The sequence below is a fragment of the Rhodococcus sp. UYP9 genome (assembly GCF_040547235.1).
In the GTDB taxonomy this organism is placed as follows: Bacteria; Actinomycetota; Actinomycetes; order Mycobacteriales; family Mycobacteriaceae; genus Rhodococcoides.
Map to the genome: position 1 here is coordinate 165,855 of NZ_JBEPPH010000004.1, position 25,204 is coordinate 191,058.

The 25,204-nt window shown below is 63.1% G+C and carries 22 protein-coding genes; 19 read left to right on the top strand and 3 right to left on the bottom strand.

Going from position 1 to position 25,204, the window contains the following annotated elements:
• Positions 1 to 71 precede the first annotated feature (71 nt).
• Positions 72 to 2,177 (bottom strand): RecQ family ATP-dependent DNA helicase, encoded by a 2,106-nt coding sequence (locus ABIB36_RS13535; protein ID WP_354561794.1) that lies wholly within the window; start codon positions 2,175 to 2,177, stop codon positions 72 to 74.
• A gap of 135 nt (positions 2,178 to 2,312) precedes the next feature.
• On the opposite strand from ABIB36_RS13535, the gene crcB (ABIB36_RS13540) reads away from it, so the two are divergent.
• Together crcB (ABIB36_RS13540) and crcB (ABIB36_RS13545) are read left to right on the top strand one after the other, a co-directional pair.
• Positions 2,313 to 2,747 (top strand): fluoride efflux transporter CrcB, encoded by a 435-nt coding sequence (crcB, locus tag ABIB36_RS13540; protein ID WP_502944934.1) that lies wholly within the window; start codon positions 2,313 to 2,315, stop codon positions 2,745 to 2,747.
• Positions 2,744 to 3,115 carry a fluoride efflux transporter CrcB gene (gene crcB / locus ABIB36_RS13545; protein ID WP_084344683.1) on the top strand — a complete coding sequence of 124 codons (372 nt, stop codon included), beginning with the start codon at positions 2,744 to 2,746 and terminating at the stop codon, positions 3,113 to 3,115. The genes crcB (ABIB36_RS13540) and crcB (ABIB36_RS13545) overlap by 4 nt, the downstream gene beginning before the upstream one ends.
• A gap of 60 nt (positions 3,116 to 3,175) precedes the next feature.
• Here the strand turns inward: crcB (ABIB36_RS13545) and ABIB36_RS13550 are convergent, their stop codons facing one another.
• Positions 3,176 to 4,072, bottom strand: a complete 897-nt coding sequence (locus ABIB36_RS13550) for a LysR family transcriptional regulator (protein WP_354561800.1) — start codon at positions 4,070 to 4,072, stop codon at positions 3,176 to 3,178.
• Positions 4,069 to 4,944, bottom strand: a complete 876-nt coding sequence (locus ABIB36_RS13555) for a ribokinase (RefSeq protein WP_084344848.1) — start codon at positions 4,942 to 4,944, stop codon at positions 4,069 to 4,071. Before ABIB36_RS13555 ends, ABIB36_RS13550 begins: the two co-directional genes overlap by 4 nt.
• A gap of 102 nt (positions 4,945 to 5,046) precedes the next feature.
• Here ABIB36_RS13555 and ABIB36_RS13560 point away from each other — a divergent pair, with 102 nt between their 5' ends.
• From ABIB36_RS13560 to ABIB36_RS13640, 17 genes are all read left to right on the top strand, one after another.
• Positions 5,047 to 6,312, top strand: a complete 1,266-nt coding sequence (locus ABIB36_RS13560) for an aspartate aminotransferase family protein (RefSeq protein ID WP_354561802.1) — start codon at positions 5,047 to 5,049, stop codon at positions 6,310 to 6,312.
• Positions 6,309 to 9,233: an FAD-binding and (Fe-S)-binding domain-containing protein gene (locus ABIB36_RS13565; RefSeq protein WP_502944932.1), complete on the top strand. Its 2,925-nt coding sequence runs from the start codon at positions 6,309 to 6,311 to the stop codon at positions 9,231 to 9,233. The genes ABIB36_RS13560 and ABIB36_RS13565 overlap by 4 nt, the downstream gene beginning before the upstream one ends.
• On the top strand, positions 9,230 to 10,690 hold the full coding sequence (locus ABIB36_RS13570; RefSeq protein WP_084344689.1) for an NAD-dependent succinate-semialdehyde dehydrogenase: 1,461 nt from the start codon (positions 9,230 to 9,232) through the stop codon (positions 10,688 to 10,690). Before ABIB36_RS13565 ends, ABIB36_RS13570 begins: the two co-directional genes overlap by 4 nt.
• 15 nt (positions 10,691 to 10,705) lie before the next feature.
• The gene (locus ABIB36_RS13575) at positions 10,706 to 11,431 is read left to right on the top strand and encodes a GntR family transcriptional regulator (protein WP_256895211.1); all 726 of its coding nucleotides are present in this window, start codon (positions 10,706 to 10,708) and stop codon (positions 11,429 to 11,431) included.
• A gap of 269 nt (positions 11,432 to 11,700) precedes the next feature.
• A complete protein-coding gene (locus ABIB36_RS13580) occupies positions 11,701 to 12,915 on the top strand; it encodes a M24 family metallopeptidase (protein WP_502944935.1) in 1,215 nt (404 codons plus the stop codon).
• A gap of 3 nt (positions 12,916 to 12,918) precedes the next feature.
• Positions 12,919 to 14,190: an aminotransferase-like domain-containing protein gene (locus ABIB36_RS13585; RefSeq protein ID WP_354561808.1), complete on the top strand. Its 1,272-nt coding sequence runs from the start codon at positions 12,919 to 12,921 to the stop codon at positions 14,188 to 14,190.
• The gene (locus ABIB36_RS13590) at positions 14,187 to 15,410 is read left to right on the top strand and encodes a M20 family metallopeptidase (protein ID WP_354561810.1); all 1,224 of its coding nucleotides are present in this window, start codon (positions 14,187 to 14,189) and stop codon (positions 15,408 to 15,410) included. Before ABIB36_RS13585 ends, ABIB36_RS13590 begins: the two co-directional genes overlap by 4 nt.
• 177 nt (positions 15,411 to 15,587) lie before the next feature.
• Complete coding sequence (locus ABIB36_RS13595) at positions 15,588 to 16,961, top strand: MFS transporter (RefSeq protein ID WP_084344852.1); 1,374 nt, start codon at positions 15,588 to 15,590, stop codon at positions 16,959 to 16,961.
• Positions 16,958 to 17,920: a D-2-hydroxyacid dehydrogenase gene (locus ABIB36_RS13600; protein ID WP_354561813.1), complete on the top strand. Its 963-nt coding sequence runs from the start codon at positions 16,958 to 16,960 to the stop codon at positions 17,918 to 17,920. Before ABIB36_RS13595 ends, ABIB36_RS13600 begins: the two co-directional genes overlap by 4 nt.
• Positions 17,921 to 17,993: 73 nt before the next feature.
• Positions 17,994 to 19,277 (top strand): glutamate-5-semialdehyde dehydrogenase, encoded by a 1,284-nt coding sequence (locus tag ABIB36_RS13605; RefSeq protein ID WP_354561816.1) that lies wholly within the window; start codon positions 17,994 to 17,996, stop codon positions 19,275 to 19,277.
• 21 nt (positions 19,278 to 19,298) lie between these two features.
• Positions 19,299 to 20,186, top strand: coding sequence for an AAA family ATPase (locus ABIB36_RS13610; protein WP_084344704.1), 888 nt, complete (start codon positions 19,299 to 19,301; stop codon positions 20,184 to 20,186).
• A 1-nt stretch (position 20,187) separates the two neighbouring features.
• Positions 20,188 to 21,606 carry a vWA domain-containing protein gene (locus ABIB36_RS13615; RefSeq protein ID WP_084344706.1) on the top strand — a complete coding sequence of 473 codons (1,419 nt, stop codon included), beginning with the start codon at positions 20,188 to 20,190 and terminating at the stop codon, positions 21,604 to 21,606.
• A gap of 75 nt (positions 21,607 to 21,681) precedes the next feature.
• A complete protein-coding gene (gene nadD / locus ABIB36_RS13620) occupies positions 21,682 to 22,455 on the top strand; it encodes a nicotinate-nucleotide adenylyltransferase (protein WP_256895218.1) in 774 nt (257 codons plus the stop codon).
• Positions 22,452 to 22,841 carry a ribosome silencing factor gene (gene rsfS / locus ABIB36_RS13625; protein ID WP_084344710.1) on the top strand — a complete coding sequence of 130 codons (390 nt, stop codon included), beginning with the start codon at positions 22,452 to 22,454 and terminating at the stop codon, positions 22,839 to 22,841. The genes nadD and rsfS overlap by 4 nt, the downstream gene beginning before the upstream one ends.
• Positions 22,838 to 23,503 carry a histidine phosphatase family protein gene (locus ABIB36_RS13630; RefSeq protein ID WP_084344712.1) on the top strand — a complete coding sequence of 222 codons (666 nt, stop codon included), beginning with the start codon at positions 22,838 to 22,840 and terminating at the stop codon, positions 23,501 to 23,503. Before rsfS ends, ABIB36_RS13630 begins: the two co-directional genes overlap by 4 nt.
• The gene (gene octT / locus ABIB36_RS13635; protein WP_084344714.1) at positions 23,490 to 24,251 is read left to right on the top strand and encodes a diglucosylglycerate octanoyltransferase; all 762 of its coding nucleotides are present in this window, start codon (positions 23,490 to 23,492) and stop codon (positions 24,249 to 24,251) included. The genes ABIB36_RS13630 and octT overlap by 14 nt, the downstream gene beginning before the upstream one ends.
• On the top strand, positions 24,248 to 25,081 hold the full coding sequence (locus ABIB36_RS13640; RefSeq protein WP_084344716.1) for a DegV family protein: 834 nt from the start codon (positions 24,248 to 24,250) through the stop codon (positions 25,079 to 25,081). The genes octT and ABIB36_RS13640 overlap by 4 nt, the downstream gene beginning before the upstream one ends.
• The last annotated feature ends 123 nt before the right edge of the window (positions 25,082 to 25,204 follow it).

The window sequence follows — 25,204 nt, forward strand, 5'->3', positions numbered from 1 at the left end:
GGTCGAGGAGGGTGCGATAACTCGGCTCACTCCGTCCGATGCCAAGTGTGGTCTTATCGATATCTGGGCGGCTACTTCGGAGTTGCCAGTGCAAACGGAAGGACAGCATCTGCGCCTGCGCCGCGGAGGGCCGAGCCGGCGCAGGTAAGAGTCCAGCCCGTATCGGTGACCAGGTCCACCAGGAGGATCGGTCCGGAGACCCCGTTCAGGTCTGGAACAAGCCAGGAATCGACGAGTCCGGCTACACGGAATGCCGAATTCGCGGCTGTCACGCGCGGATGGTCCGGTCGGAGGGCGAGCGTTCCGAGATCGTCGAGCCGTCCGATGCGGGCCAACTCGCCGGCGATCGAGCGGACCAGCATCGGATGCGTCGACGATTCCAGCGCGATCACGGAGGTAGGTCTCTTCGCCCAGTCCCACGAGGCCAATACTGCGATGCAGGCCTGAACGAGGGCGTCGGGGGCTGGACCGTCGGGTGCGTCGAGGGCTGCTCGCAGGCGCCCACCCCAACCCAGGTCGGTGAGGCGGCCCAGGACCCGGCCGGGCTCAGGGCCGTCGGTGATTTTGCCGGAGCGGGAGACTCCGAGTTTCTTCATCCCGCTGGGCCACTGCTTTCGCGGAGGCAGGTCGAGTCCCGGGCGGTCGAGACGTTCACGCGCAGACTCGACGGCGGCTGCGTCCACCTGAGGTGAGTAAGCCTTTCCTGTGCAGTTGTCGCATCGGCCACAAGGGTTCGGTTCCGCGCCGAGGCCTGGATCGTCCAACTGTCTGCGCAGGAATTCCATCCGGCACCCATCGGTGCGCTGGTAGTCGATCATTGCTTGTTGCTCCGCGTCCCTGGCTTGCTCGAGGCGCTCGTAACGCGGTGCATCGTAGGCCCACGACTGACCGGTCGAGATCCATCCGCCTCGCACGCGCTGAACGGCACCATCGACGTCGAGGACCTTCAGGACCATTTCGAGTCGGCTCCGGTTGAGATCCACCAACGGCTCCAACGAGGGAGTCGACTGCGGCTTGACCGGGTCGAGTGCGTCGATGACCTGCCGAACGACGTGTTCTCGTGGGAAGGCTACCGATGCGAAATAGCTCCAGATCTGCTTGTCCTCGTGGCCTGGCAGAAGGATGACTTCGGCGCGGTCGGTGGCGCGACCCGCACGGCCGACCTGCTGGTAGTACGAGATGGGGGACGAGGGTGCGCCCATGTGGACGACGAACCCCAGATCCGGTTTGTCGAAGCCCATGCCCAGCGCGGACGTGGCTACGAGGGCCTTGACCTCGTTGTTCAGTAGATCCGATTCCAACGATTCGCGTTCGGTGGTGTCGGTCTGGCCGGTGTACGCGGACACGGCGAAACCCTGGTCCGACAACAGGCTCGCGAGGTCGCGTGCTGCCGACACCGTCAGGGCGTAGATGATTCCCGACCCGGGGAGTTCGGCCAGGTGAGCTGCGAGCCACGCGGCGCGCTCGGTGGAGTTCTCGATCTGGACCACCGACAGGTGGAGCGACTCGCGTTCGAGTCCGCCGCGGAGAACGAGGGTGTCGCCACCACCGACACCGAGTTGCGCGGCGACATCGGCGACCACACGGTCATTTGCGGTGGCCGTGGTGGCCAACACCGGAATCCCTTCGCGTAGTTCGGATATGAGCGTTCGAATCCGTCGGTAATCGGGACGGAAGTCATGTCCCCAGTCGGAAACACAGTGCGCTTCGTCTACGACGACGAGGCCCGCGTCCGCTGCCAGCGAGGGCAGCACCTGGTCTCGGAAGTCCGGGTTGTTGAGCCGTTCCGGGCTGACGAGCAGCACGTCGAGCCTGCCCGCAGCGACATCGGCATGGACGTCTTCCCACTCGGTCATGTTCCCGGAGTTGATGGTTGCGGCCCGCACACCGGCGCGCTCGGCGGAAGCTACCTGGTTTCGCATCAGTGCCAACAACGGTGACACGATGACGGTGGGTCCGAGTCCCTGAGCGCGAAGCAGTTTGGCGGCGATGAAATAGACCGCCGACTTTCCCCAACCGGTGCGTTGCACCACCAACGCGCGGCGGCGGTGAACAACGAGAGCCTCGATTGCCGTCCACTGATCTTCGCGAAGACTGGCAGTGGGCCCGGCCAGCTCTCGAAGGAGCCGCTCGGCATCTGCGCGCAGGTCTACCGTCGACGGTTCGGTGGTGGTCATCGGTTCATCGTGCCGCACGTGTCCGACAGTTACACCGCCCGCAGGGCGATTACGCTTCACCGAACACACGAGGAGGTGCCCTTGTTCGAGGAAGACCTGCCGTTCGATCCAGATGTGGACGACGACGCGGCGCAGATGATCGCGCCTGCGAGGCCTCTACATCTTCGGCCGAGGGCCCTCGCTCTCGTCTTCGCCGGTGGTGTGATCGGCACCGCGATGCGCTATGGAATCGAGATCGCGATCCCGCAGGTGATCCAAGGTTGGCCCGTTGCCACGTTTTCGATCAACCTTCTCGGTGCGTTCGTGCTCGGTGTTCTACTCGAGAACATGGCGCGACGCGGTGCTGATGCCGGTGTCAGGCAACGGATTCGCTTGCTGGCAGGGACCGGGTTCTGTGGTGCTTTCACCACGTACAGCACGTTTGCGCTGGAAGCGGTACTACTCACCAGAGACGGCCACCTGCCGATAGCGCTTGCGTATGGAGTGTCGACGGTATTCCTCGGTGCGCTCGCCGCGTGGGCGGGGATCGTCGTCGGCGCTTCGATGCATGTCGATCGGTCGGCGAGATGATCGTTCTCCTGATGGCGCTGGCAGGCGCGCTCGGAGCAGTCTGCCGATTCGTTGCCGATTCTCTCGTCAAATCCAAGGTGCGGGGAACACTGTTCCCGTGGGCGACAGTCGGCATCAACATTTCCGGATCCCTGCTCGTCGGATTTCTTGCCGGACTCGTCATGTTCGCGGAAGGGTCGACCGATCTGCAAACGGTCATCGGCACCGGGTTCTGCGGCGGATACACCACCTTCAGTACGGCGAGCTTCGAAACGGTCCGACTCGTGCAGGTCGGTAGGCGTTCGCTCGCGCTGGCCACAGCGGTCGGAACCCTGGCCGGTTCGGTCGGAGCCTGTGCCGCAGGGTTCGTGCTGGCAGGCATCGTCTGAAAAGGACCGAGCGATCCTCGGCCAGGAGCCGACCGGAGATTACTGACCACTGGTCGGCCTTCAAGTCCTTGGCGAGGTGGCGATGTCCAAGAAATGTCGACGTGGGCCACGAAGAGGTTCACGCAGATCCCACACCGCGCACAGTTCCCGCGGCATCGTCAGGGCGTCGATGTCGATGCGTGTCAATCGGCCGTCACGAAGGTCGGCAGCGACTGCCAACGAAGACAGGACCGTCGGTGCGTTCGCGGTCGCCACGGCCGATTTGATCGCGGTGACCGAGTTGAGTTCCAGCAGCGGCGGAACCGTCGGGTGCACGGTGCTCTCGTAAGTGGTGCGGGAACCGGATCCGAGCTCGCGCTGGACGAGTGCTGTCGCGGCCAATTCGTCGACGGTGACCGAGCCTCGCGACACCCACGGGTGCTGCGGTGGAACGACGACGACGAGTTCGTCGGTTGCCACGACGCGAATTCCGAGGCCGTCCGGGATCTGCGGTCCTTCGACGAATCCGATGTCGGCGCGACCTGCAAGGACCTGGTGGGCAACCTCGGCCGAGTTCATCAACCGCATCTGCGTTCGTACGTCCGGAAACCGAGCCCGCATCAGGACGATCCAGCCCGGCAACAGATGCTCTGCGACCGTCATGCTCGCAGCCACGGTAAGGCTCGCATTTTCCTCCCGCAGGAGGGATTGGACACCCGTCGCGAACTTTTCGGCGGCGCCGAGAACGTTGCCCGCCCACTCGAGAACAGCGACACCTTCGGGAGTGAGCACCACGCCGCTGCTGGTGCGGTCGAACACGCGGAGACCGATGTCGCGCTCGGCTGCCCGAATCCGTGCGCTGACCGCTTGCTGACTCAATCCGTGTTCCCGTCCGGCTGCGCTCATACTGCCCAGCCGCGCGACCGAGACCATCACGTCGAGCGCGGCGAGATCGGGGACCCGTGGGGACAGCGTCATCGTCGGGCTGCATCCGCGATGAGCGCGTCGATATCCGCTCGCGATCCCGACGACGCTCCGGTGCCACGACGCGTAGCAGCCAATGCCCCTGCTGCACAGGCCCATCGGACTGATTCTTCGGGACCCTGTAGCCAGCGAGCAGCCAATGCCCCGGTGAAGGCATCTCCGGCACCGGTGGTGTCGATGGCGTCGATCCGTGGAGCTCGAGCGTCGAACGTCGACGCCGGTCCGCGGTACCGAGCGCCGTTGGCGCCGAGCGTGGTGACGACGTGGGCAATGCGATCGAGGACACTCGCGCCGACTGCGTCGGCTTCGGATTCGTTGACGATCAGGACGTCGACGACGTCGACGAGGACCCCCGGGAGTGGTCGAACGGGGGAGGGGTTCAGCATGACCACTGTGTCGTGGGCCCTGGCGTGAATCGCACCGGCGACGACTGTGTCGATGGGAATCTCCAACTGGCACAGCAAGATATCCGCGGTAGCGATGGTATCGAGTTCACGATCGGTCAAGGTGGACATCGTCGCGTTGGCGCCCGGGACGACGACGATCGAGTTCTCCCCGTGACGGTCGACGGTCACAGCTGCGATTCCGCTCGGACCTTCGGTGCGTCGGAGTCCGGATGCGTCGACACCGGCCTCGATGACACTTCGTTCGAGGTCGGTAGCGAATGCGTCGCCACCTACCGCCCCGAGGAATGCTGCGTCGGCGCCTGCCCGTGCCGCCGCGATGGCCTGGTTCGCTCCCTTTCCTCCCTGTGCGGTGTCGAAGGAGTCACCCATGACGGTTTCGCCGGGCTCGGGTAGGCGTCGAGTCGTTGTCGTCAGGTCCATGTTGATACTGCCCAGGACAACGATGCGCGGAGTCGTCATCATCCGACGATATGCGGCGTCCACGGTGGCCTCTATACGAGCATGGAGTTTGCGCGTTGCAGATTGTTGACAATCTGCAACTGCTCCATCACGATGGACCGCATGACCGCGCCGACACGTACGCACCTCAGCCCCGCACTCAAGCAAGCGACTCCGATTGTCGTGGACCATGCACTGGGCAGCTGGATCTACGGCACCGACGGAAAACGGTATCTGGACTTCACCACGGGCATCGGTGTCACCAGCACCGGGCATTGTCATCCGCGCGTCGTCGAAGCGGCACGTGATCAAGTAGGCAAGATCATCCACGCGCAATACACCACCGTCATGCACAAGCCGTTGCTCGAACTCACCGACAAACTCGGAGAGTTTCTGCCTGCGGGACTCGACAGCGTTTTCTATGCCAACTCCGGCTCCGAGGCCGTCGAGGCTGCGATTCGATTGGCGCGCATGGCAACCGGTCGACCGAACATCATCGCATTCCATGGCGGATTTCATGGACGCACCGTCGCTGCGGCATCGCTCACCACCGCCGGTACCAAGTTTCGGTCCGGATTCTCTCCGATCATGGGCGGGGTGCACATCGCACCGTTTCCACATGCCTTCCGCTACGGCTGGGACATGGACACCGCTATCGCTTTCGCTCTGCAGGAACTCGACTACCTCCTCGCAACCATTTCGAGCCCGGCAGACACCGCTGGGTTCATCATCGAACCGGTGCTCGGTGACGGTGGCTACCTACCCACTCCGCCCGCGTTCCTCGAAGGGCTGCGTCGCCGCGCCGACGAGTATGGGATCGTCTTCATCGTCGACGAGGTCCAGGCCGGTGTCGGACGGACCGGAAAGTTCTGGGGCCACGAGCATTCGACTGCCACCCCCGACATCGTGATCACAGCCAAGGGCCTGGCTTCGGGATTCCCGATCTCGGCGATCGCGGCGTCGACCGAACTCATGTCCAAGGCGTGGCCGGGATCGCAAGGAGGTACCTACGGCGGAAACGCTGTCGCCGCCGCTGCCGCGGTCGCCACGCTCGACGTCGTCCGCGACGAAGGACTCGTCGAGAACGCGCGCTTCCAGGGCGACGTGCTGCTCGACGGCCTGGTGGCACTGCAAGCGCAGTACTCGGCCATCGGCGACGCGCGCGGACTCGGTCTGATGCAGGCCCTCGAATTCGTCGACGAGAACGGCAAACCCGACGCCGCTGCTGCCGGCCGCGTCCAACAGACTGCAATATCGGAAGGCCTGCTGTTGCTCACGTGCGGCGCGTTCGGCAACGTCGTACGAGTCATTCCTGCACTCATCGTCACCGACGACGAGGTGGCCGAGGGACTCGATGCCATCGCTCGAACGTTGAAGCGCGCACTGTGACGGTGATCGGCAACGTCGGGCAGGTCCTAGACGAACTGCGCAGGGCGGGCGTCGATGTCGATGTGAACTCGCGGCGCCTGGCCGAGTATTCGTACGACGCGTCGAATTACCGTGTGCCGCCTGTCGCCGTGGTGTTTCCTCGCAGTACCGCGGACGTGTGCGCGGTGGTGAAGTCGTGCGTGAAGGGCAGTGTACCGATCGTGAGCCGCGGCGGGGGAACGTCCATGGCAGGCAACGCGATCGGCGCAGGTGTGGTCCTGGACTTCTCGCGGCACATGAATACCGTGCTCTCGGTCGACGCCGAATCGAAGTCGGCCGTGGTCGAACCGGGGATCGTGCTTTCGGAACTCGCCGAGGCCGTGTCGGGCGCGACCGGCGGCATATTGACTTATGCCCCCGACCCATCGAGCAGATCACGAGCAACCGTCGGCGGTGCGATCGGCAACGATGCCTGCGGCAATCATTCGGTGCGGTACGGCCGGACAGCAGACCACACGATCGCTCTCGACATCGTCACTGTCGACGGGGTGGTGCTGCGGGCGACACGCTCCGGTGTCACCGCGGTCGATCCGTACGACGCTGTTGCCGTCGCTGCAGCGGCCAGGATCACCGCCGAACTCCATGCGCTTGTATCGGACAATCTGGCCGACTTTCGACTCGAACTCGGCCGGATTCCACGGCAGGTTTCGGGGTTTCACTTGTCGACGCTATTGCCGGAGAACGGCTTCGACGTGGCCCGTGCCCTCGTCGGCAGCGAAGGTACGTGCGCGATCGTCGTCGCCGCGACCGTTGCGCTCGTTCCCCTCCCTCCTGCTGCGTTGCTGTTGAGTTTGGGATACGCCGATGTCGTCGAAGCTGCCGAGGACGTCATGACCATCCTAGAATTCTCGCCGGCGGCGGTCGAAGGGATCGACGCGAAGATCGTCGAGACGATGCAGTACCGAAGGGGAGCGGACTCGGTCCAAGGCTTGCCTTCGGGAAACGCCTGGCTCTACGTCGATCTCGATGGTGAGAACGTCGCCGAAGTCGAGGACAAGGCTGGGCGATTACTCGAACGCTTACGTGAGCTCGGCAGGCTGAAGGATGGGCGCATCGTCGCAGACCTTGTTGAACGAAAGTCGCTGTGGCGGGTGCGGGAGGATGGTGCGGGTTTGTCGGCGCGTCTTGCCGGAGGTGGTGAATCCTGGCCCGGATGGGAGGATTCTGCGGTTGCACCCGAGAATTTGGCCGCGTACCTCGCAGAGTTCCGTGACCTTCTTGCCGCGCATTCGCTTACCGGGGTGATGTACGGACATTTCGGCGCCGGGTGCATGCACGTCCGCATCACTTTCGACCAACGCAGTGACGCCGGAAGAGCAGTGATGGCGACCTTCCTACGTGAGGCTGCCGAACTCGTAGTCCGGCACGGCGGTTCGTTGTCGGGTGAACACGGAGACGGTCGGGCACGGTCGGAACTGCTGCCGATCATGTACTCGACCTCGATGCTCGACGCATTCGCACGGTTCAAACGTATCTGGGATCCTACGGGCGTCCTGAATCCGGGCAGCATCGTCGATCCGATGCCGATGATGAACGACCTTGCATTGCAGGGTATTCCGAATCGTGAATGGAAGACGACCTTCGAGCTGCATCAGATCGGAGCGAAGCCGGACTTGGATCCGTTCGTGCACGCCACCCAGGCATGCGTCGGCGTCGGGCGCTGCCGATCCACCTCCGGTGGCGTCATGTGCCCGAGCTATCGAGCGAGCGGGGACGAGAAGGACTCGACCCGTGGGCGTGCCCGCGTCCTTCAGGACATGGTTCGTAGTAGCGCGACGGTCGCGGCAGGGTGGGCTTCGAAAGATGTCGAGGAATCGCTCGACCTGTGTCTGTCCTGCAAAGCCTGTTCTACCGACTGCCCCGTCGGGGTGGACATGGCGACCTACAAGTCGGAGTTTCTGGATCATCACTACGCGGGGAAGCTGCGGCCGATTGCGCACTACTCGCTGGGCTGGTTGCCACGCTGGTTGAAAGTGACGTCGATCCTGGCACCGGTACTGAACCGCGCAATGACTCCGCGAACCGGCATCATCGCTGCCAGAATCGGCGGTCTCACGACCAAGCGATCGCTTCCACGGTTCGCCTCGCGACGGGAACTACGCACGCAGACAGCGGGATCCGTGCCGGGAGGTGATGTCGTGCTGCTCGTCGACTCCTTCACCAAGGGGTTTCGGCCGGCCATCGTCGGTGCTGCGGTTCGCGTTCTCGCCGAGGGCAACCGGACAGCAGAGTGCAGGACCGACCTTTGCTGCGGGTTGACGTGGATTTCGACGGGGCAGCTGGCAACCGCCAAGAAGCAGTTGAGCAGAACCGTTGCCGCACTGGATGATGGCACCGACAGACCGATCGTCGTCACCGAACCGAGCTGTGCGGCAACGCTCCGCAAGGATATGCCCGAACTGGTGGGCACCGAGGCGGCTCGACGGGTCGCCGCACGGGTGCAGAGTTTCGCCGGTGCGGTGATCGAGCTGGCTGCCGCGGGGTGGAGTCCGTCGGCCGACGTCCCCGAAGAGGTCACCGTGCAGACCCACTGCCACGAGTACGCAGTGTTCGGCGAAGCCACGCAGCGAAAGGCGCTCGCTGCCGCGGGAATCGGCGGAGTCGACGAAGCGACCGGCTGTTGCGGGGTGGCAGGCAACTTCGGCTTCGAACCGGATCACTACGACATGAGCATGAAAGTCGCCGAACAGGCCCTGGCACCAGCGGTACGACGCGCTGATCCGACCAGGCCGATCCTGACCGACGGCTTCAGCTGCCACATGCAGGTGCGCCAACTGACCGGCAATCAGAGCCCGTCGGCCTCGATGCACCTGGCGCAACTCCTCGATCCCGCGCCTTCGACACGTTCGACCCAGACCCCCAGGAAGGGGCATCAGCTATGACGTCCATGACGCGCCCGGCCATCACCTCGCCGACCCAGCTGTTCATCGGCGGGACCTGGCGAACAGCGAACAGCGGGAGGAAGTTCGACGTCGTCGATCCCGCAACCGGCGAGGTGCTCGCCGCCGTCGACGATGCCGACATCAGCGATGCGGAGGCTGCGATGGCGGCCGCTGTTGCAGCGCAGGAGTCCTGGGCGCAGACGGCACCACGCGCGCGAAGCGAGATCCTTTCTCGTGCATTCCACTTGATCATCGCCAGGACCGAGGAATTGGCTGCCATCATCACCGCCGAGATGGGCAAGCCGCTCGCCGACGCCCGAGGCGAAGTCGCGTACGGCGCAGAGTTCTTTCGATGGTTCTCCGAAGAGGCGGTCCGCATCTCGGGCGATCACACGCTGACCGGCGATGGAAAGAACCGCATCATCGTCACCAGAGCTCCGGTCGGTCCCAGCATTCTGGTGACGCCGTGGAACTTTCCGCTCGCCATGGGCACCCGAAAGATCGGTCCGGCGCTTGCCGCCGGATGCACGGTGGTGTTCAAGCCGGCCGAACAGACTCCGCTGACAGCACTCGCATTGGCTGCGATCCTCGTCGAAGCAGGGGTTCCCGACGGCGTGGTCAACGTGGTCCCGACGACCGACGCCGCAGGAGTCGTCGGATCGTGGATGGCCAGCGGCTCGGCCCGGAAGATCAGCTTCACCGGCTCCACGGCCGTCGGGAAGATTTTGTTGGCGCAGGCAGCTCCGACCGTGATGCGGACGTCGATGGAACTCGGCGGCAACGCCCCGTTCATCGTCGCCGAGGACGCTGACCTCGACCGGGCCGTCGACGGGGCGATGGTGGCCAAGATGCGCAACATGGGCGAGGCCTGCACGGCAGCCAACAGGTTCTTCGTCCACCGCTCGCTCGCCAAGGACTTCGCTGCCGAGCTCGCTGCTCGCATGGGTGCCTTGACAGTAGGTGTCGGCAGTCGGGCCGGTGTCGAAGTGGGGCCGCTCATCGATCGCAGCGGCCGAGCCAAGGTGCAACGTCTGGTCGACGATGCGCTCGCGCGCGGTGCCCGGGCGGTGGTGGGTGGGCAGGAAGATTCTGGGCCAGGCTATTTCTATCCTCCGACGGTGCTCGACGATGTCGACGCCCAGTCCGATCTCATGTCGACCGAGATCTTCGGACCCGTTGCCGCGATCGTGCCGTACGACACCGAGGACGAAGTGATCGCGCTCGCCAACGACACCGAATGGGGGCTTGTGGGTTACGTTTTCACTCAGGACATCGATCGCGCATTGCGTATGGGGGAGCGGCTCGAAGTGGGAATGGTCGGCATCAACACCGGTCTCGTATCGAACCCTGCTGCCCCGTTCGGTGGCGTCAAGCAGTCCGGACTCGGCCGCGAAGGCGGCAAAGTCGGAATCGACGAGTTCTTGGAATACAAATACTTCGCAATCCCGAGGTCCTAGCAGGAGGTTTTGCATATGTCAGGTTCCCGAAGACTTACCCCGATCGACGCCCGCAATACGTCGATGGTGATCGCCGATCAGATCCGCGATCGCATCATCGACGGATCCTACACACCGGGCGAGCAGATCAACGAAGCCAATGTTGCTGCCGAGCTGGGGATTTCGCGTGGTCCGGTTCGCGAAGCGCTCCAGCGGCTGAATCAGGAAGGCCTGTTGATCAGCTACCGAAATCGCGGTGTGTTCGTTGTCGAGCTCAGCGTCGACGACGTCGCCGAAATATACGAGGCCCGCGCGGCGATCGAGGTCGGTGCCGCATGGACGCTCGTCCACGGCGAGATCACCGTCCTGAAGGCGACGGCGGCCGAGTTGTCGGCAATCGTCGACCAGATGCAACCGTTCATCGACGCAGCGGATTGGTTCGGTCTGGCCGAGCGGGACCTGGCGTTCCACACGGCGATGGTGGCGGCGACGTCGAACAGTCGGATGTCGAGGATGTACGCCACATTGGCAGCTGAGGCACGCATCTGTATGACCAACCTGGAGACGGCATACTTCCGGCCCGAGGCGTTGGTCGAGGAGCATCGATTGCTGGTGGACCTACTCCTCGGTTCGGATTGGGCTGCACTCGAAGCAGGTCTGCACGAGCACATGGACACTGCGATCGCAGACCTGAGTCGGTCCATGCAGGCCGAGGCGGCTGCCGGTGGGCTCGATGCCCGCGTCGGCGCTGTGGCCGACTGAGCGTGCACGTGGTGGACAGCGTGCGACTGATCGAAACGAAGAAGTAACACGAGTTCCCTTGCAGCACCAGGACTCGGACGCATAGCCTGATTGTCAACAATCTGCAAAATGCACGGGAGGTCTCTGGGCCTCCCGCGACGCCCCGAAAGGGGGTACGAGTGAACGAGTCCGGGCTCCCAGTCGAACCAAACAATCCAGTCGAACCAAACAATCCAGTCGAACCAGCGGTCACATTCACGAGCGCTGTCGGTCCACGCCATGCCCCTGGGCTGGCGGAGTATGCCGATCTGCCCAACAGCACGCCGATCACGTTCACCGAAGACGAGTACTCCCAGCGCCTGGCCACGGTACGAGTGCGCATGGCCAGCCAGCACCTCACGGCGTTGATCGTCACCGACCCGTCGAATCTCTACTATCTGTTGGGTTACAACGCGTTGTCGTTCTACACACCGCAAGTCCTGTACGTGCCGCTCGAGGGAAACCTGTACTTCTTCGCCAGGGAGATGGATGCCAACGGAGCATTTCGTACCTCCTGGCTGCCGCAGGAGCAGACGTTCGGGTACCCGGAAACCTTCGTGCAGCGCAAGGAAACACACCCGTTCGTGTGGGTGGCACAGAAGTTGCGCGAACTGGGAATGGTCGACAACTTCTCCCACGGGCTGGTGGGCTTGGAGATGGATTCCTACTACTTCAGCCCCAAAGCCTTCGAAGCCTTGGTGAAGTCTCTGCCCGAGTATCAGTTCACTGATTCGTTCGAGTTGATCAATTGGGTTCGCGTCGTCAAGAGCCCGGCCGAGATCGACCTCATGCGGGGTGCCGCGCAGGTGTGCGAGTCGGCGATGGGTGCCGCCTTCGAATCGATCGGCGTCGGGCTGCGGCAATGCGACGCGGCAGCGGCGATCATGAACGCCCAGATCAAGGGCACAGTCGACTTCGGCGGCGACCATCCCGCGATCGTGCCGATGCTGCCGACCGGGGCAGGGGCGGACACCCCTCACCTCACCTGGTCGGATCAGGTGTTCGTCGAAGGTGAGACCACGGTGGTCGAACTTGCCGGTGTGTTCCGGCGATACCACATCCCGATGGCCCGAACGATTGTTCTGGGCAAGCCCAGCAAGCGGCTGGACTACCTGGCTCATGCCACCGGTGAGGCACTGAACGAGGTCCTCGACACCGTTCGCCCCGGGGCCGGCACTACCGAACTCGCGCAGGTATGGAACGTCAGTCTTGCCAAGCATGGACTGCACAAGCCGTCGCGCATCGGGTACTCGATCGGCATCGCGTACGCGCCCGACTGGGGCGAGCGGACAGTGAGCATCAGAACCGATGACGACACGGTCCTGACCGAGAACATGACGTTCCACATCATCGGTGGAATGTGGATGGACGACTACGGATACGAAGTATCCGAGGCCGTTCGCGTGACCGAACGCGGCGTTGAGACATTCACCGATTACCCGCGGCAACTACTGACGAAGGAGTGAGACATGATCGCCACCACTATTCCGTGGGCTCTGCGCACCGACAAGCTGGTGGGATCGGTGATCGACTCGTCGACATCGCTCCTCGCTGCTCAAAAGCACGACATCGTTCGATTCGCGATGGGCTCTCCTGCTGCGGAAACCGTTCCAGCCGAACTATTTTCAGAGATCGCCGCCACCGTCATCACGGCCGACGCGATGGATTACGCCGCCACCGAGGGCGACCCGGGTCTGCTCGACGCGCTCCTGGGATATCTCGATTCGGTCGGTGAACCGTCCTCTGCAGAGCGGATCGTCATCACTTCCGGTGGTATGCAGGGCCTCGATCTGGCGTGCAAACTGTTCGTCGATCCCGGCGACCTGGTGATCGTCGAAAGCCCCACGTACACCAACGGGACCGCCACCGTCCTGAGCTACGGGGGCGACGTGCTCGAAGCGCCGATGGATGCCGACGGTCTCGTGGTGGAGGCGCTGCCCGATCTGGTCGAGGCCGCAGGCCGGCTGCCCAAGATGATCTACGTCATTCCGAACTTTCAAAACCCTTCGGGCACAACGATGTCGCTGGCGCGACGAAAGCTGCTGCTGGAGTTGGCACACAGGTGGGGTTCGATCCTTCTCGACGACGATCCCTATGGGCTGCTCCGATTCGAGGGCGAACACATCCCGAGCTTCCAATCTTTGAGCCCGAACGATCCACTCCTTTTCTCGGTGCGAACCTTCTCCAAGATGATCGCCCCCGGGCTTCGCGTCGGTTGGGTCGACGCGGCGCCCGAGGCGCGGCAGTTGTTGATCAACGCCAAGCAGGCGATGGACACGTGCACCAACCTTCCGGGGCAACGAATGATCGCCGAATTCATCCGACGTGGACACCTCGCGACGCATCTGCGTTCGCTGAGCGCGGTATATCGCCCACGCAAAATCGCGATGCAACGCAGTCTCGGCAAGTATTTCGGTGATCGGATCTCGTGTACCGACCCGGATGGCGGCTTCTTTCTCTGGGCGACGCTGAGAGGCGACGCCGCCGCGCTGTCCACAGAGGCACTGTTCGAAGTCGCTCTTGCCGAAGGCGTTGCCTACATCCCCGGCCCGGCGTTGTCGGTCGGCGGCAAATTCGAAGATTCCTTGCGGCTGTGTTTTGCATCTTCCTCGCCCGAACGTATCGACGAGGGCGTCAAGCGACTGGCAGCGGCAGTGGACAAGTCCCTCTCGATTCGATCTCTCGATTCCGCGCCGCTGAGTGCACAGGCCATTCGACGAAATGCCGATTCCACTCGATGAAAGGGCGATCGAACAGTCAAGCCGAACTGGAGGCTCGGGTACTGGCTGCGATCGACGAAGGTGAGCTGGTGGCGCTTGCGTCGGCGTTGATCGATGCGGGGGGAGAAAACCCCGGTGGTACCGAGGAATCCGTAGCCAGGGTGCTGGCCGATACCTGTCGCGAGCTCGGATTCGACATCGAGATCGACGACGTTGCCCCGGGACGGCCGAACGTCGTGGTGTCGGTCGGGGGAAGCGAGGAACCTGGTGTGTTGTTTCTCGGGCACTCCGATGTCGTACCGGCGGGAGGCGGATGGTCGAGAGATCCCTTCGCGGCGACAGTGCGCGACGGGCGTCTGTACGGACGGGGCGCATGCGATATGAAGGGAGGATTGGCGGCCGTCGTAGTCGCTATGTCCGCCCTGAAGCGTTGCGGTGCAGTGGGTTCAGCACCCGTATCGCTGGCGTGTCTGGTCGACGAGGAAGATACCGGACTGGGGATTCGATCCTTCGTGCGAACAACCATGCGCCGTAGCTATTCTCGGTGTATCGTCGCCGAACCCACGGATCTGATGACCATCGTCGGGTGTCGGGGTGCAGCGAATCTCGAGATCACCGTGCGGGGTCGTTCGGCTCACGCGGGGCGCCCGTCCAACGGCCGTAACGCAATCTCGGCGGCTGCGCGGATCGTCGTTTTCATCGATTCGATGGGCGAGGAGTTACGTGCCGAGGCCCATCCGGTGCTGGGAGCAGCAACATTCAACGTAGGAACTGTCTCCGGCGGAACCGGGACATCGATGGTTGCCGACTGCGCCGTGATCACCGTTGACAGGCGGTTGCTACCAGGAGAAGACGCTCACATCGTGGCGGCGCAGTTGCATCGACGCATTCTCGCCGCCGGGATCATCGGCGACGGGATCGAAGTGGCAGTGGACGTCTCGATGGAAATGCCAGGCTTTCTGACCAGCAAGGACTCCGACATCGTCCAATCGGCTGTCACTGCGGTGGCCGACTCTGCCGGCCACCACGGCACCGATATCTGGACTGCGTCGTGCGACGGCGGTTTCATTGTGCGAGACATGGGTATTCCCGCCATCGTGCTGGGTCCGGGTGAGATCGAATTGCAGGCCCACCAGCCCGACGAGTCCGTGTCGGTGCGCCAGTTGTGTGACAGCGCAGCGGCGTATGCACTGATTGCGTGCAGAAGTGTGGCGTCACCAGGTGTTATGGCCGCGACCTAGGGGTTGTATGAAACCGAGACGTACGCGCAAGTAACGTGAACCGCTGCACAGGACCAACCCGACGCTCCATTTTCTTCACACAGCGAGAGGTATTGGACAGTGACACAGTCACCCAAAAGCCCGACAGCAGATGCAGTTGGTCACCCCATCACGGGGTATCCGCCGAACACCAAGGAACTGACCCCGAAAGAAACCAAGACTCTCCACCTCGCTATCGGTGGTTCTGCACTGGGCAACGCCGTCGAGTGGTTCGACTACGCCGTGTACGGCTATCTGGCGGTGTACATCGCTGCGAATTTCTTCCCGTCCGAGGATGGGGGAGCGAGCCTGCTCTCGACTTTCGCAGTCCTGGCGGCATCGTTCATCATTCGGCCGATCGGCGGGATCGTACTCGGACCTCTCGGTGACCGAATCGGTCGCCAAAAGGTGCTCGTGCTGACCGTGACGATGATGTCTCTGGCGACCGCGGCTATCGGCATCCTGCCGACCTTCGACACCATCGGGATCTTCGCTCCGATACTTCTGTTGGTATGCCGCCTGGTACAGGGATTCTCCACCGGCGGTGAATACGGTGGTGCGGCTGTCTTCATGGCGGAGTATGCGCCCGACAAGCGTCGAGGTTTCTTCGGCTCGTTCCTCGAATTCGGTACGCTCGCAGGCACTGTCGCAGGCGCTACACTGTGCACCCTGCTGAACCTCGGGCTCGGAGACGACACCATGGAGGCATGGGGTTGGCGTATACCGTTCTTGTTGACTCTTCCTCTCGGCATGGTGGCACTGTGGTTGCGTACCCGACTCGAAGATTCGCCGGTATTCGCCGAGGCCAAGGCCGAAGGCGAGACCATCACGGAGGGCTCGGAGGGCGGAGCGATCGCCTCGCTGAAGTCCACGATGACCTACTGGCAGCGGATCCTCATTCTGATGGGTTTCGTGCTGCTACTCAATATTGCGTACTACACGGTGCTCACCTTCCTGCCGTCCTACCTCAGTGACACGTTGGGGCACAGCACCACACAGTCGAACTTCACGCTGGTCGTCATCATGCTGATCTTGATGGCCATCATCAATCCGATCGGCGCACTGTCCGATAGGGTCGGTCGAAAGCCGCTGTTGCTCACGGCCTGCGCCGGCTATTTCGTGTTCAGCGTTCCGCTGTTCCTGCTGATCATCAATACCGGGATCGTCGGACAGACAGTCGGCCTGCTCGGGCTCGGAATTCTTCTCGTCATCATGTTGTCGTGCGTATCCTCGACGCTGCCGGCGCTGTTTCCGACACAGGTTCGTTACGGAGCCTTTGCAATCGGCTACAACGTGTCCACTTCACTCTTCGGTGGTACGGCTCCACTCATTCTGACGTTCCTCATCGACCGAACCGGATCGAACCTGATCCCCGGCTGGTACATGATGCTGGCCGCCGCTATCGCCTTCGTCCCGATTCTTCTGATGCCGGAGACGGCCGGACGGTCACTTCGCGGTACTCAGCGCCCCGGTGACAACGACGACGAGCTGGCGGCTCAGGGCATCGAACTGGTCGGATACAAGTCGAGATGACAACCCGGCCGGTCGTCGTGGTATTTCACGCCGACAATGTCCCCGAAGGCCTCGAGTCGGTGGCCGAAGTGGCCGAGGTGCGCTATGCCACAGTCGATACTCTCGACGATGCGGTATCAGGAGCGGACGTTCTGCTGCTGTGGGACTTCTTCTCGCCTGCCGTACGACAAGTGTGGGATCGGTTCGACAAGCTCGCGTGGATCCACATTGCCGCCGCAGGCGTCGATTCCCTGATGTTCGACGATCTCGTGGCTTCGGATGTGGTGGTGACGAATTCGCGAGGAGTGTTCGATCGACCGATAGCGGAGTTCGTGCTGGCTCACATTCTCGGCTTCGCCAAGAAATCTTCGGAGTCAGCGGAGCTGCAGCGGCAGCGAATCTGGAAGCATCGCGAGACCGAGCGCATCGATACAGCACACGCGATGATCGTCGGCACCGGTGCAATCGGGCGCGAGATTGCCCGGTTGTTGTCGGCGGTAGGTATGACGGTATCGGGCGTGGGAAGAACTGCACGCGCAGGAGATGTCGATTTCGGCGTCGTTCATGCCAGTTCCGACCTCAGCGGCGTCGTGCACGACGCCGATTATCTTGTTCTGGTCGCCCCGCTGACCGAGGCAACGAGAGGAGTCGTCGACGCGACCGTTCTGGCTGCGGCGAAGCCAGGTGTGCGTGTTGTCAACGTCGGCAGGGGAGAACTGCTCGACACCGATGCGCTCGTGAAAAACCTGCGCAGCGGACACGTAGCCGGTGCAGCGCTCGACGTCTTCGACAGCGAACCACTCTCGGCGGACGATCCCCTGTGGTCCACCGCGAACCTTGTTGTGACCCCGCACATGAGCGGGGATGCCACTGGGTGGCGGAGGCAATTGGCGGAAGTCTTCGTATCCAACTTTCACCGATATGCGCACGCGGAGGAACTTCGGAATGTCGTCGACAAGAAATTGGGGTTCGTTCCGTAGCTTCGGGCCGAGGAACTTCGGTTCTCCGGGCACCGCATCTTGCTGGAAGAAGTCGCTGGCTACTGTGTAGGGCATGACGGTCACACCTGTTTCGGCGAACGCGACCATCGATGAACTCGACACGCGTGAGCAGGTCCACGCCGCCGCCCGACGCGCACGCGTGGCATCGAGGACATTGGCGCTGATGACGACCGCAGCCAAGGACGCTGCGCTGCATGCAGCAGCGGATGCCCTGCTGGCGGCAGTCCCCGAGGTGCTGGCCGCGAATACTGCCGATGTCGACGCCGCGCGCGCCGCCGGGACCGACGAAGGGCTGCTCGACCGACTTCGACTCACCGGTTCACGTATCGACGGCATCGCGGCAGGCCTGCGGAAGGTCGCAGGGCTGCCGGATCCTATCGGCGGCGTCGTACGCGGGTCGACTTTGCCCAACGGGCTCGAGATTCGCCAGGTACGGGTGCCCCTCGGAGTCGTCGGCATGGTCTACGAGGCCCGACCCAACGTCACGGTCGATGCGTTCGGACTTGCCTTCAAATCAGGAAATGCGGCGCTGCTGCGGGGATCTTCGTCCGCCGCCCGTTCCAATGCCGCACTGGTCCAGGTGTTACAGAGTTCGCTGGTAGCAAGCGGACTTCCTATCGACGCAGTGCAACTGCTTCCCAGCGCGGATCGGTCCTCCGTCACGCATCTGATCCAGGCACGAGGGCTGGTCGACGTCGTGATCCCACGCGGCGGCGCTGGTCTGATCTCGGCTGTCGTGCGAGATGCGACGGTGCCGACGATCGAGACCGGAGTGGGTAACTGCCACATCTACATCCACTCCGCCGCCGACCTTCTCATGGCCGAGAAGATCGTTCTCAATTCGAAAACTCGACGCGTCAGCGTCTGCAATACAGCAGAGACCATCCTGGTCGATGCGGCAATTGCCGAGACCGCCGTCCCTCAGCTCCTACAGGCTTTCCAGAGCCATAGCGTCGTCGTGCACGGCGACCTACCCGGACTCGTGCCCGCCACCGAACAGGACTGGGCCGAGGAGTATCTGTCCCTCGACGTCGCCCTCAAGGTCGTCGACGGTATCGACGAGGCCATCGCGCACATCGACGAGTACGGCACCGGACACACCGAAGCAATCGTGACCGCAGACCTCAGCGCAGCCCGAGAGTTCACCACCCGGGTCGACGCCGCGGCCGTGATGGTCAACGCATCGACAGCATTCACCGACGGAGAGCAGTTCGGGTTCGGCGCAGAAATCGGTATCTCGACGCAGAAACTGCACGCTCGCGGGCCCATGGGCCTGCCGGAACTTACCTCCACCAAATGGACCGTCTGGGGCGAAGGACACACCCGCGCGGTCTGAGAAAAAGTAGAAGGAGCAGACGTGGATCGAGCACTACCGACGTCGCCGCCGCTGTTCGCAAGCGTCGACGACGTCGTCGCCCGGCTCGGCGAGACCGGCTACCTGGCGAACAAAGCCACAGCAACATCGGTGTTCCTTGCCGATAGGCTGGACAAGCCGCTTCTGATCGAAGGCCCGGCAGGGGTCGGTAAGACCGAACTTGCCCGTGCCGTCGCTCAGTCGACGGGCGCGGAACTGATTCGACTGCAGTGCTACGAAGGCGTCGACGAGGCACGAGCACTGTACGAGTGGAATCACGCCAAGCAGATATTGCGCATCCAGTCGAGCTCGGCCGGCCATCAGGATTGGGACGAGACGAAGCTGGACGTATTTTCCGAAGAGTTCCTGCTGGCTCGGCCATTGCTGCAGGCCATTCGACGCGAGGATCCGACTGTTCTGCTCATCGACGAGACGGACAAGGCGGACGTCGAGATCGAGGGTTTGCTGCTCGAGGTACTCAGTGATTTCGCTGTGACCATTCCCGAACTGGGGACCATCACCGCAACGAGGAAGCCGTTCGTCATCCTGACATCGAACGCAACGCGTGAGTTGTCGGAGGCGCTCAAACGGCGCTGCCTGTACCTGCATCTCGACTTCCCCGACGCCGATCTGGAACTGCGGATCCTCGCCAGTCGGGTGCCGGAACTTCCGGAAGCGATTGCCGAACAGATGGTGCGCACAATCGGAGTGTTGCGTGCGATGCAACTCAAAAAGCTCCCATCGGTGGCAGAAACCATCGATTGGGGTCGCACTGTCCTCGCCCTCGGCATGGACACCCTGGACGACGACGCGGTCCGAGCGACCCTCGGCGTCGTCCTCAAACACCAATCCGACCAGATCAAAGCTGCGGCCGAGCTTCGGCTGAACTGACATGCAGTCACCTCCTCACGGTCTGCCCGGTCACCTCGTGGATTTCGTCACCGCGTTGCGTAAACGCGGGATCGCGGTCGGGCCGTCCGAAACCATCGACGCAGGTCGAGTGCTCTCGGTGCTCGATATGCTCGATCGCGAAGCGCTTCGCGAGGGTCTTGCATGCTCGCTCCTTCGTCGGCCGACGCATCGTGACACGTTCGACGCTCTCTTCGATCTGTGGTTTCCAGCGGCGTCCGGGCAGCGGGACTCAGGGAAGATCGACACTGCCCTTCCGCGCACGGCCGACGGCGAAGTCGACATCACTGCGCTTCGCGAACTCATCACCGAGCTGCTCGTCGACGGCAGCCCGGAGGCGGTGAGCCTCACCGAAATGCTCGCCGCACAGATGGTCGAGGAGCTCGGGCAGTACACCTCGACCAACGGTCCGTCGTTCTCTGCGTATCAGGCGCTACGCGACGTCGCACCCGATACGTTGCTGAGCAAAATTCTCGAGGGTCTTCTCGGTAACGCGGAGACCGGTTCGGACCGGTCCTCGTCGCCGTACGAGGACGAGGTCGCCAAGCGCACCGCTGCAGCGCGTATCGCCGACCTTCGCAAGATGATCGACATCGAGACCCGGCGTCGCGCAGCGGAGCAACTCGGACGTGAGCGAGTGGCAAGTTACGGCGTTCCCAAGTTGGCTGAGGAAGTCGACTTTCTTCGTGCGTCCGACACCGAAATGGTGGCACTGAAACGCAGCGTCACACCGCTTGCCAGGCTTTTGGCCAGCAGGCTAGCTGCGCGACGGAGCCGAAGCCGCGCCGGCTCGATCGACCTGCGTCGGACCCTGCGCAAATCCATGTCCACCGGCGGCGTACCGATCGATCTCGTGCAGCGCAAGCCCCGTCGGGCAAGGCCCGAACTGGTGGTGATGTGCGACGTGTCGGGCTCGGTTGCCGGCTTCAGCCATTTCACGTTGCTGTTGGTGCATGCTCTCCGTGAGCAGTTTTCGAAGGTCCGCATCTTCGCTTTCATCGATTCGACCGACGAGGTGACGCAGTTCTTCGATTCCAATGCCGATCTGGGCGCTGCGATGTCGAGGATCATTCGCGAGTCCGATCTGATCACCTTCGACGGGCACTCGGACTACGGAAATGCGTTCCAGACCTTCGACGACAGATTCGCCCAATCCGTCACCTCCAGAACCTCGGTGCTGATACTCGGTGATGCCCGGACGAACTACCGTGATCCGAAGGTCGCCGCCCTGGCACACACGGTGTCGGTCGCCAAGCATGCCTATTGGCTCAACCCGGAGCCGATCGGACAATGGGGGTCCGGCGATTCTGCCGCCGATGTCTATCGCGAGGTCATCAACATGTACGAGTGCCGCTCGGCACAGCAGCTGGCCGACATCGTGTCGAGACTGCTGCCGGTGTGATTTTCGACCCCACCGGGGCCTCCGGACGGTGTCTGGCCTACGACACATTGCCGGGGCGAAGTAAGCTCGACAATCGTGCAGCAACCATCTCCGGCCGTAGCCACCGAATCGGCAACGCGCCGAAAGCTGGGCGTGATGGGTGGAACCTTCGATCCGATCCACCATGGGCACCTCGTGGCGGCGAGCGAAGTTGCCAATACGTTCGATCTCGACGAGGTCATCTTCGTTCCGACCGGTGTGCCGTGGCAGAAAGAAGGCAAGCCTGTCAGCCCGGCCGAGGACCGGTACCTGATGACAGTGATCGCTACCGCCTCCAACCCGCGGTTCTCGGTCAGCCGAGTCGATGTCGATCGCGAGAAGCTGACCTACACCGTCGACACCCTGCGTGACCTTCGCGCGCAGCATCCCACTGCGGAGCTTTACTTCATCACCGGAGCCGACGCGCTGGAGAGTATCCTCACCTGGCAGAACTGGGAGGAACTCTTCGAACTGGCGAAATTCGTCGGCGTATCGCGACCAGGGTTCGAATTGGGTGTCGAGCACCTGGCGGATCACCTGCAAGACTTGTCTCCGGACGCGCTTACGCTCATCGAGATCCCTGCACTGGCAATCTCCTCTACCGAATGCAGGCTCCGGGCGAGCGAGAATCGCCCGGTCTGGTACCTCGTACCCGACGGCGTGGTGCAGTACATCTCGAAGAGAAATCTATACCGACCCAGGGGCGCACAGCGTCTCGACGGCTCCGTCACCATGTCGGAGCCTGCGCCACAAAAACAGCAACCGGCCGAGTCCGTCACCAGCGCAGTGACCGAGGACTCGAGCCTGAACAGTGGGAGAGAAGTCAAGTGACTGCAACAAACGAGGCCGTCGCAATGGCGCGAATTGCGGCACTCGCAGCCGACGACAAGCTCGCAACGAACGTGGTTGTGTTGGACGTGTCGGATCAATTGTTCATCACCGATTGCTTCGTGATCGCCTCGGCATCGAACGAGCGACAGGTCAACGCGATCGTGGAGAGCATCGAAGACACCCTGCGTGAATCCGGTTTCAAGCCGGTGCGCAAGGAAGGCACCCGTGAGGGTCGATGGGCGCTGCTCGACTACGTGGACGTCGTCGTCCATGTCCAGCACGAGGACGAGCGCAACTTCTACGCCCTCGAGCGTTTGTGGAAGGACTGCCCGACCGTCGAGGTTCCAGGGCTCGGCGAGCGCGCGGAACCGGAAACGGAGCAGTGAGCGCTGCCGTCAAGCGGCATTTGATCCTGCTGCGACACGGTCAGACGGAATACAACGCGACGAGCCGGATGCAGGGCCAGCTCGATACCGATCTGTCCGAGCTGGGGCGTACACAGGCCAAAACTGCGGCAGCGGAACTGACACTGCGTTCGCCGCTGCGCGTGGTCTCCTCGGACCTTGCTCGCGCGTTCGACACCGCCGTCGCACTCGGGGAAGCGTCGGGCCTGCCGGTCTCGACCGACGCGAGACTGCGTGAGACGCACCTGGGTCAGTGGCAGGGGCTCACGCATCTCGATGTCGACGCGCAAGCACCGGGAGCGCGTCTGAAGTGGCGCGCCGACGCCTCGATCACACCGCCTGGGGGTGAAAGCCGTATCGATGTGGCTCGCCGAAGTGTGCCCGTCGTCGAAGAGCTTCTGGCGCAGCTACCGGAATGGGGGGCCGACAGCTCCGATCGTCCGATCGTGCTCGTCGCGCACGGTGGATTGATCGCCGCTCTCACCGCGTCGCTGCTCGACCTTCCAGTCGATCGATGGCCGGTTCTCGGCGGTCTGTCCAATACGAGTTGGGTACAGCTGAGCAGTCACGGAGAGGGCGAAGCCCTCGGTTGGCGCCTGGATGTCTGGAACGCATCGGCGAGAGTGGCCAGTGACATCCTCTGACGATTACGCCCCGCCTGCGGCCGAGAACAATGCTCCGCCGGTATTGCTGGTGCTCGCCGATTCGCTCAGCTACTACGGCCCCAAAGGCGGCCTGCCGGTAGATGATCCGAGGATTTGGCCGAACCTCGTCGCGGCCGAGCTCGGATGGCGGGTCGAGTTGGTTGCCCGCATCGGCTGGACCAGTCGTGACGTGTGGTGGGCTCTGACACAGGATCCGCGGGTATGGGCTGCCATCCCGAAAGCGGGTGCAGTCGTTTTCGGTGTCGGCGGAATGGACTCTTTGCCGTCACCGTTGCCGACGGCTCTACGCGAACAGATTCGGTACGTCCGCCCGCCTGCGTTGCGGAGAGTCGTTCGAGCGGGATATCAGTGGGTACAACCGAGATTCGCTCATCTGCGTTGGCCGGTAGCGTTGCCACCGAAACTGAGTGTCGATTATCTCGAACAGGCGCGCGCGGCTTTGGCATACGTTCGGCCTGAGCTTCCCGTCATCGGCACACTGCCCTCCGTGCATCGCAGTGACGCGTACGGCAAGGTCCATGCCGGTCGACCGGCAGCCGAGCGCGCACTACGCACCTGGAGTGAGAGCACGGGCGTCCCCTTGGTCGACCTTGCAGAAGCAGTCCGCGAGAACATCTACTCCGACAACGCCAACCCGGACGGGATCCACTGGGGCTGGGACGCACACGTCGCCGTCGCCGAAGCGATGCTGGTCGAACTCCGCAAAACACAGGGAACCGCGCCATGACCATCGCGGTGGTTACCGATTCTTCGGCGTGCCTAGAACCTGGTGTTGCGCGCAGTGCCGGAATCGCGATCGCACCACTGCACGTCTTCGTCGGCGGCGTCGATCTCCGCGAAGGTATCGACGACATCCCCGAGGACTTTGTCGCCGACGGACCGGTGACCACGGCGGGCAGCTCGCCGGGCGAGCTGGTCGATATCTACGGCGCGGCACTCGAGCGAAGTGACGGTGCAGGAGTGGTGGCCGTCCATATCTCCCGTGGACTGTCGAGCACCTGGGATGGGGCGCGGCAAGCGGCCGCCCAGCTGGGTGATCGCGTCCGCGTTGTGGATTCGGCTGCTGCGGCCATGGGAGTCGGCTACGCCGCACTTTCGGCGGCGCGTGTTGCTGCCGGCGGCGGGACTCTCGATTCGGTCTTTGCCGAAGCCGTGGCGGTGTCGGCCCGGACGCGATGCTTCATCGTGGTCGATCGACTCGATCATCTACGCCGCGGCGGGCGGATCGGTGCGGCGGCAGCATTGTTGGGGACGGCGCTTGCCATGAAGCCTGTGCTCCACCTCGCCGACGGAAAGCTCGTGCTGAAAGAGAAAACTCGGACCTCGACGAAGGCACTCGGCAAGCTCGTCGAGGCGGTTGCCGCGGTATCGGGTGAATCGGGGGTTGCGCTCACCGTTCATCACATGCAGTGCGAAGCCCGCGCAGCGACTGTCGCTTCGATGCTCGCCGACCGAATCCCGCAGATCGTCACGCTCGAAACGCTGCCGTTCGGTGCTGTTGTCGGGGCTCATGTGGGTCCAGGCGCAGTGGGCGTCGCCGTGTGTCCCCAGGCGTGACCACCGTCCTCTCGCACGAGAGTTTCGGTTGTGCGAGGGGTGTTGTCCACAGGCGAGGCCTTGTTCCACAGGGCAATCGGTGACCACGCAATTCTGTGCCGACCTGATGCCGCCATCGTTAGT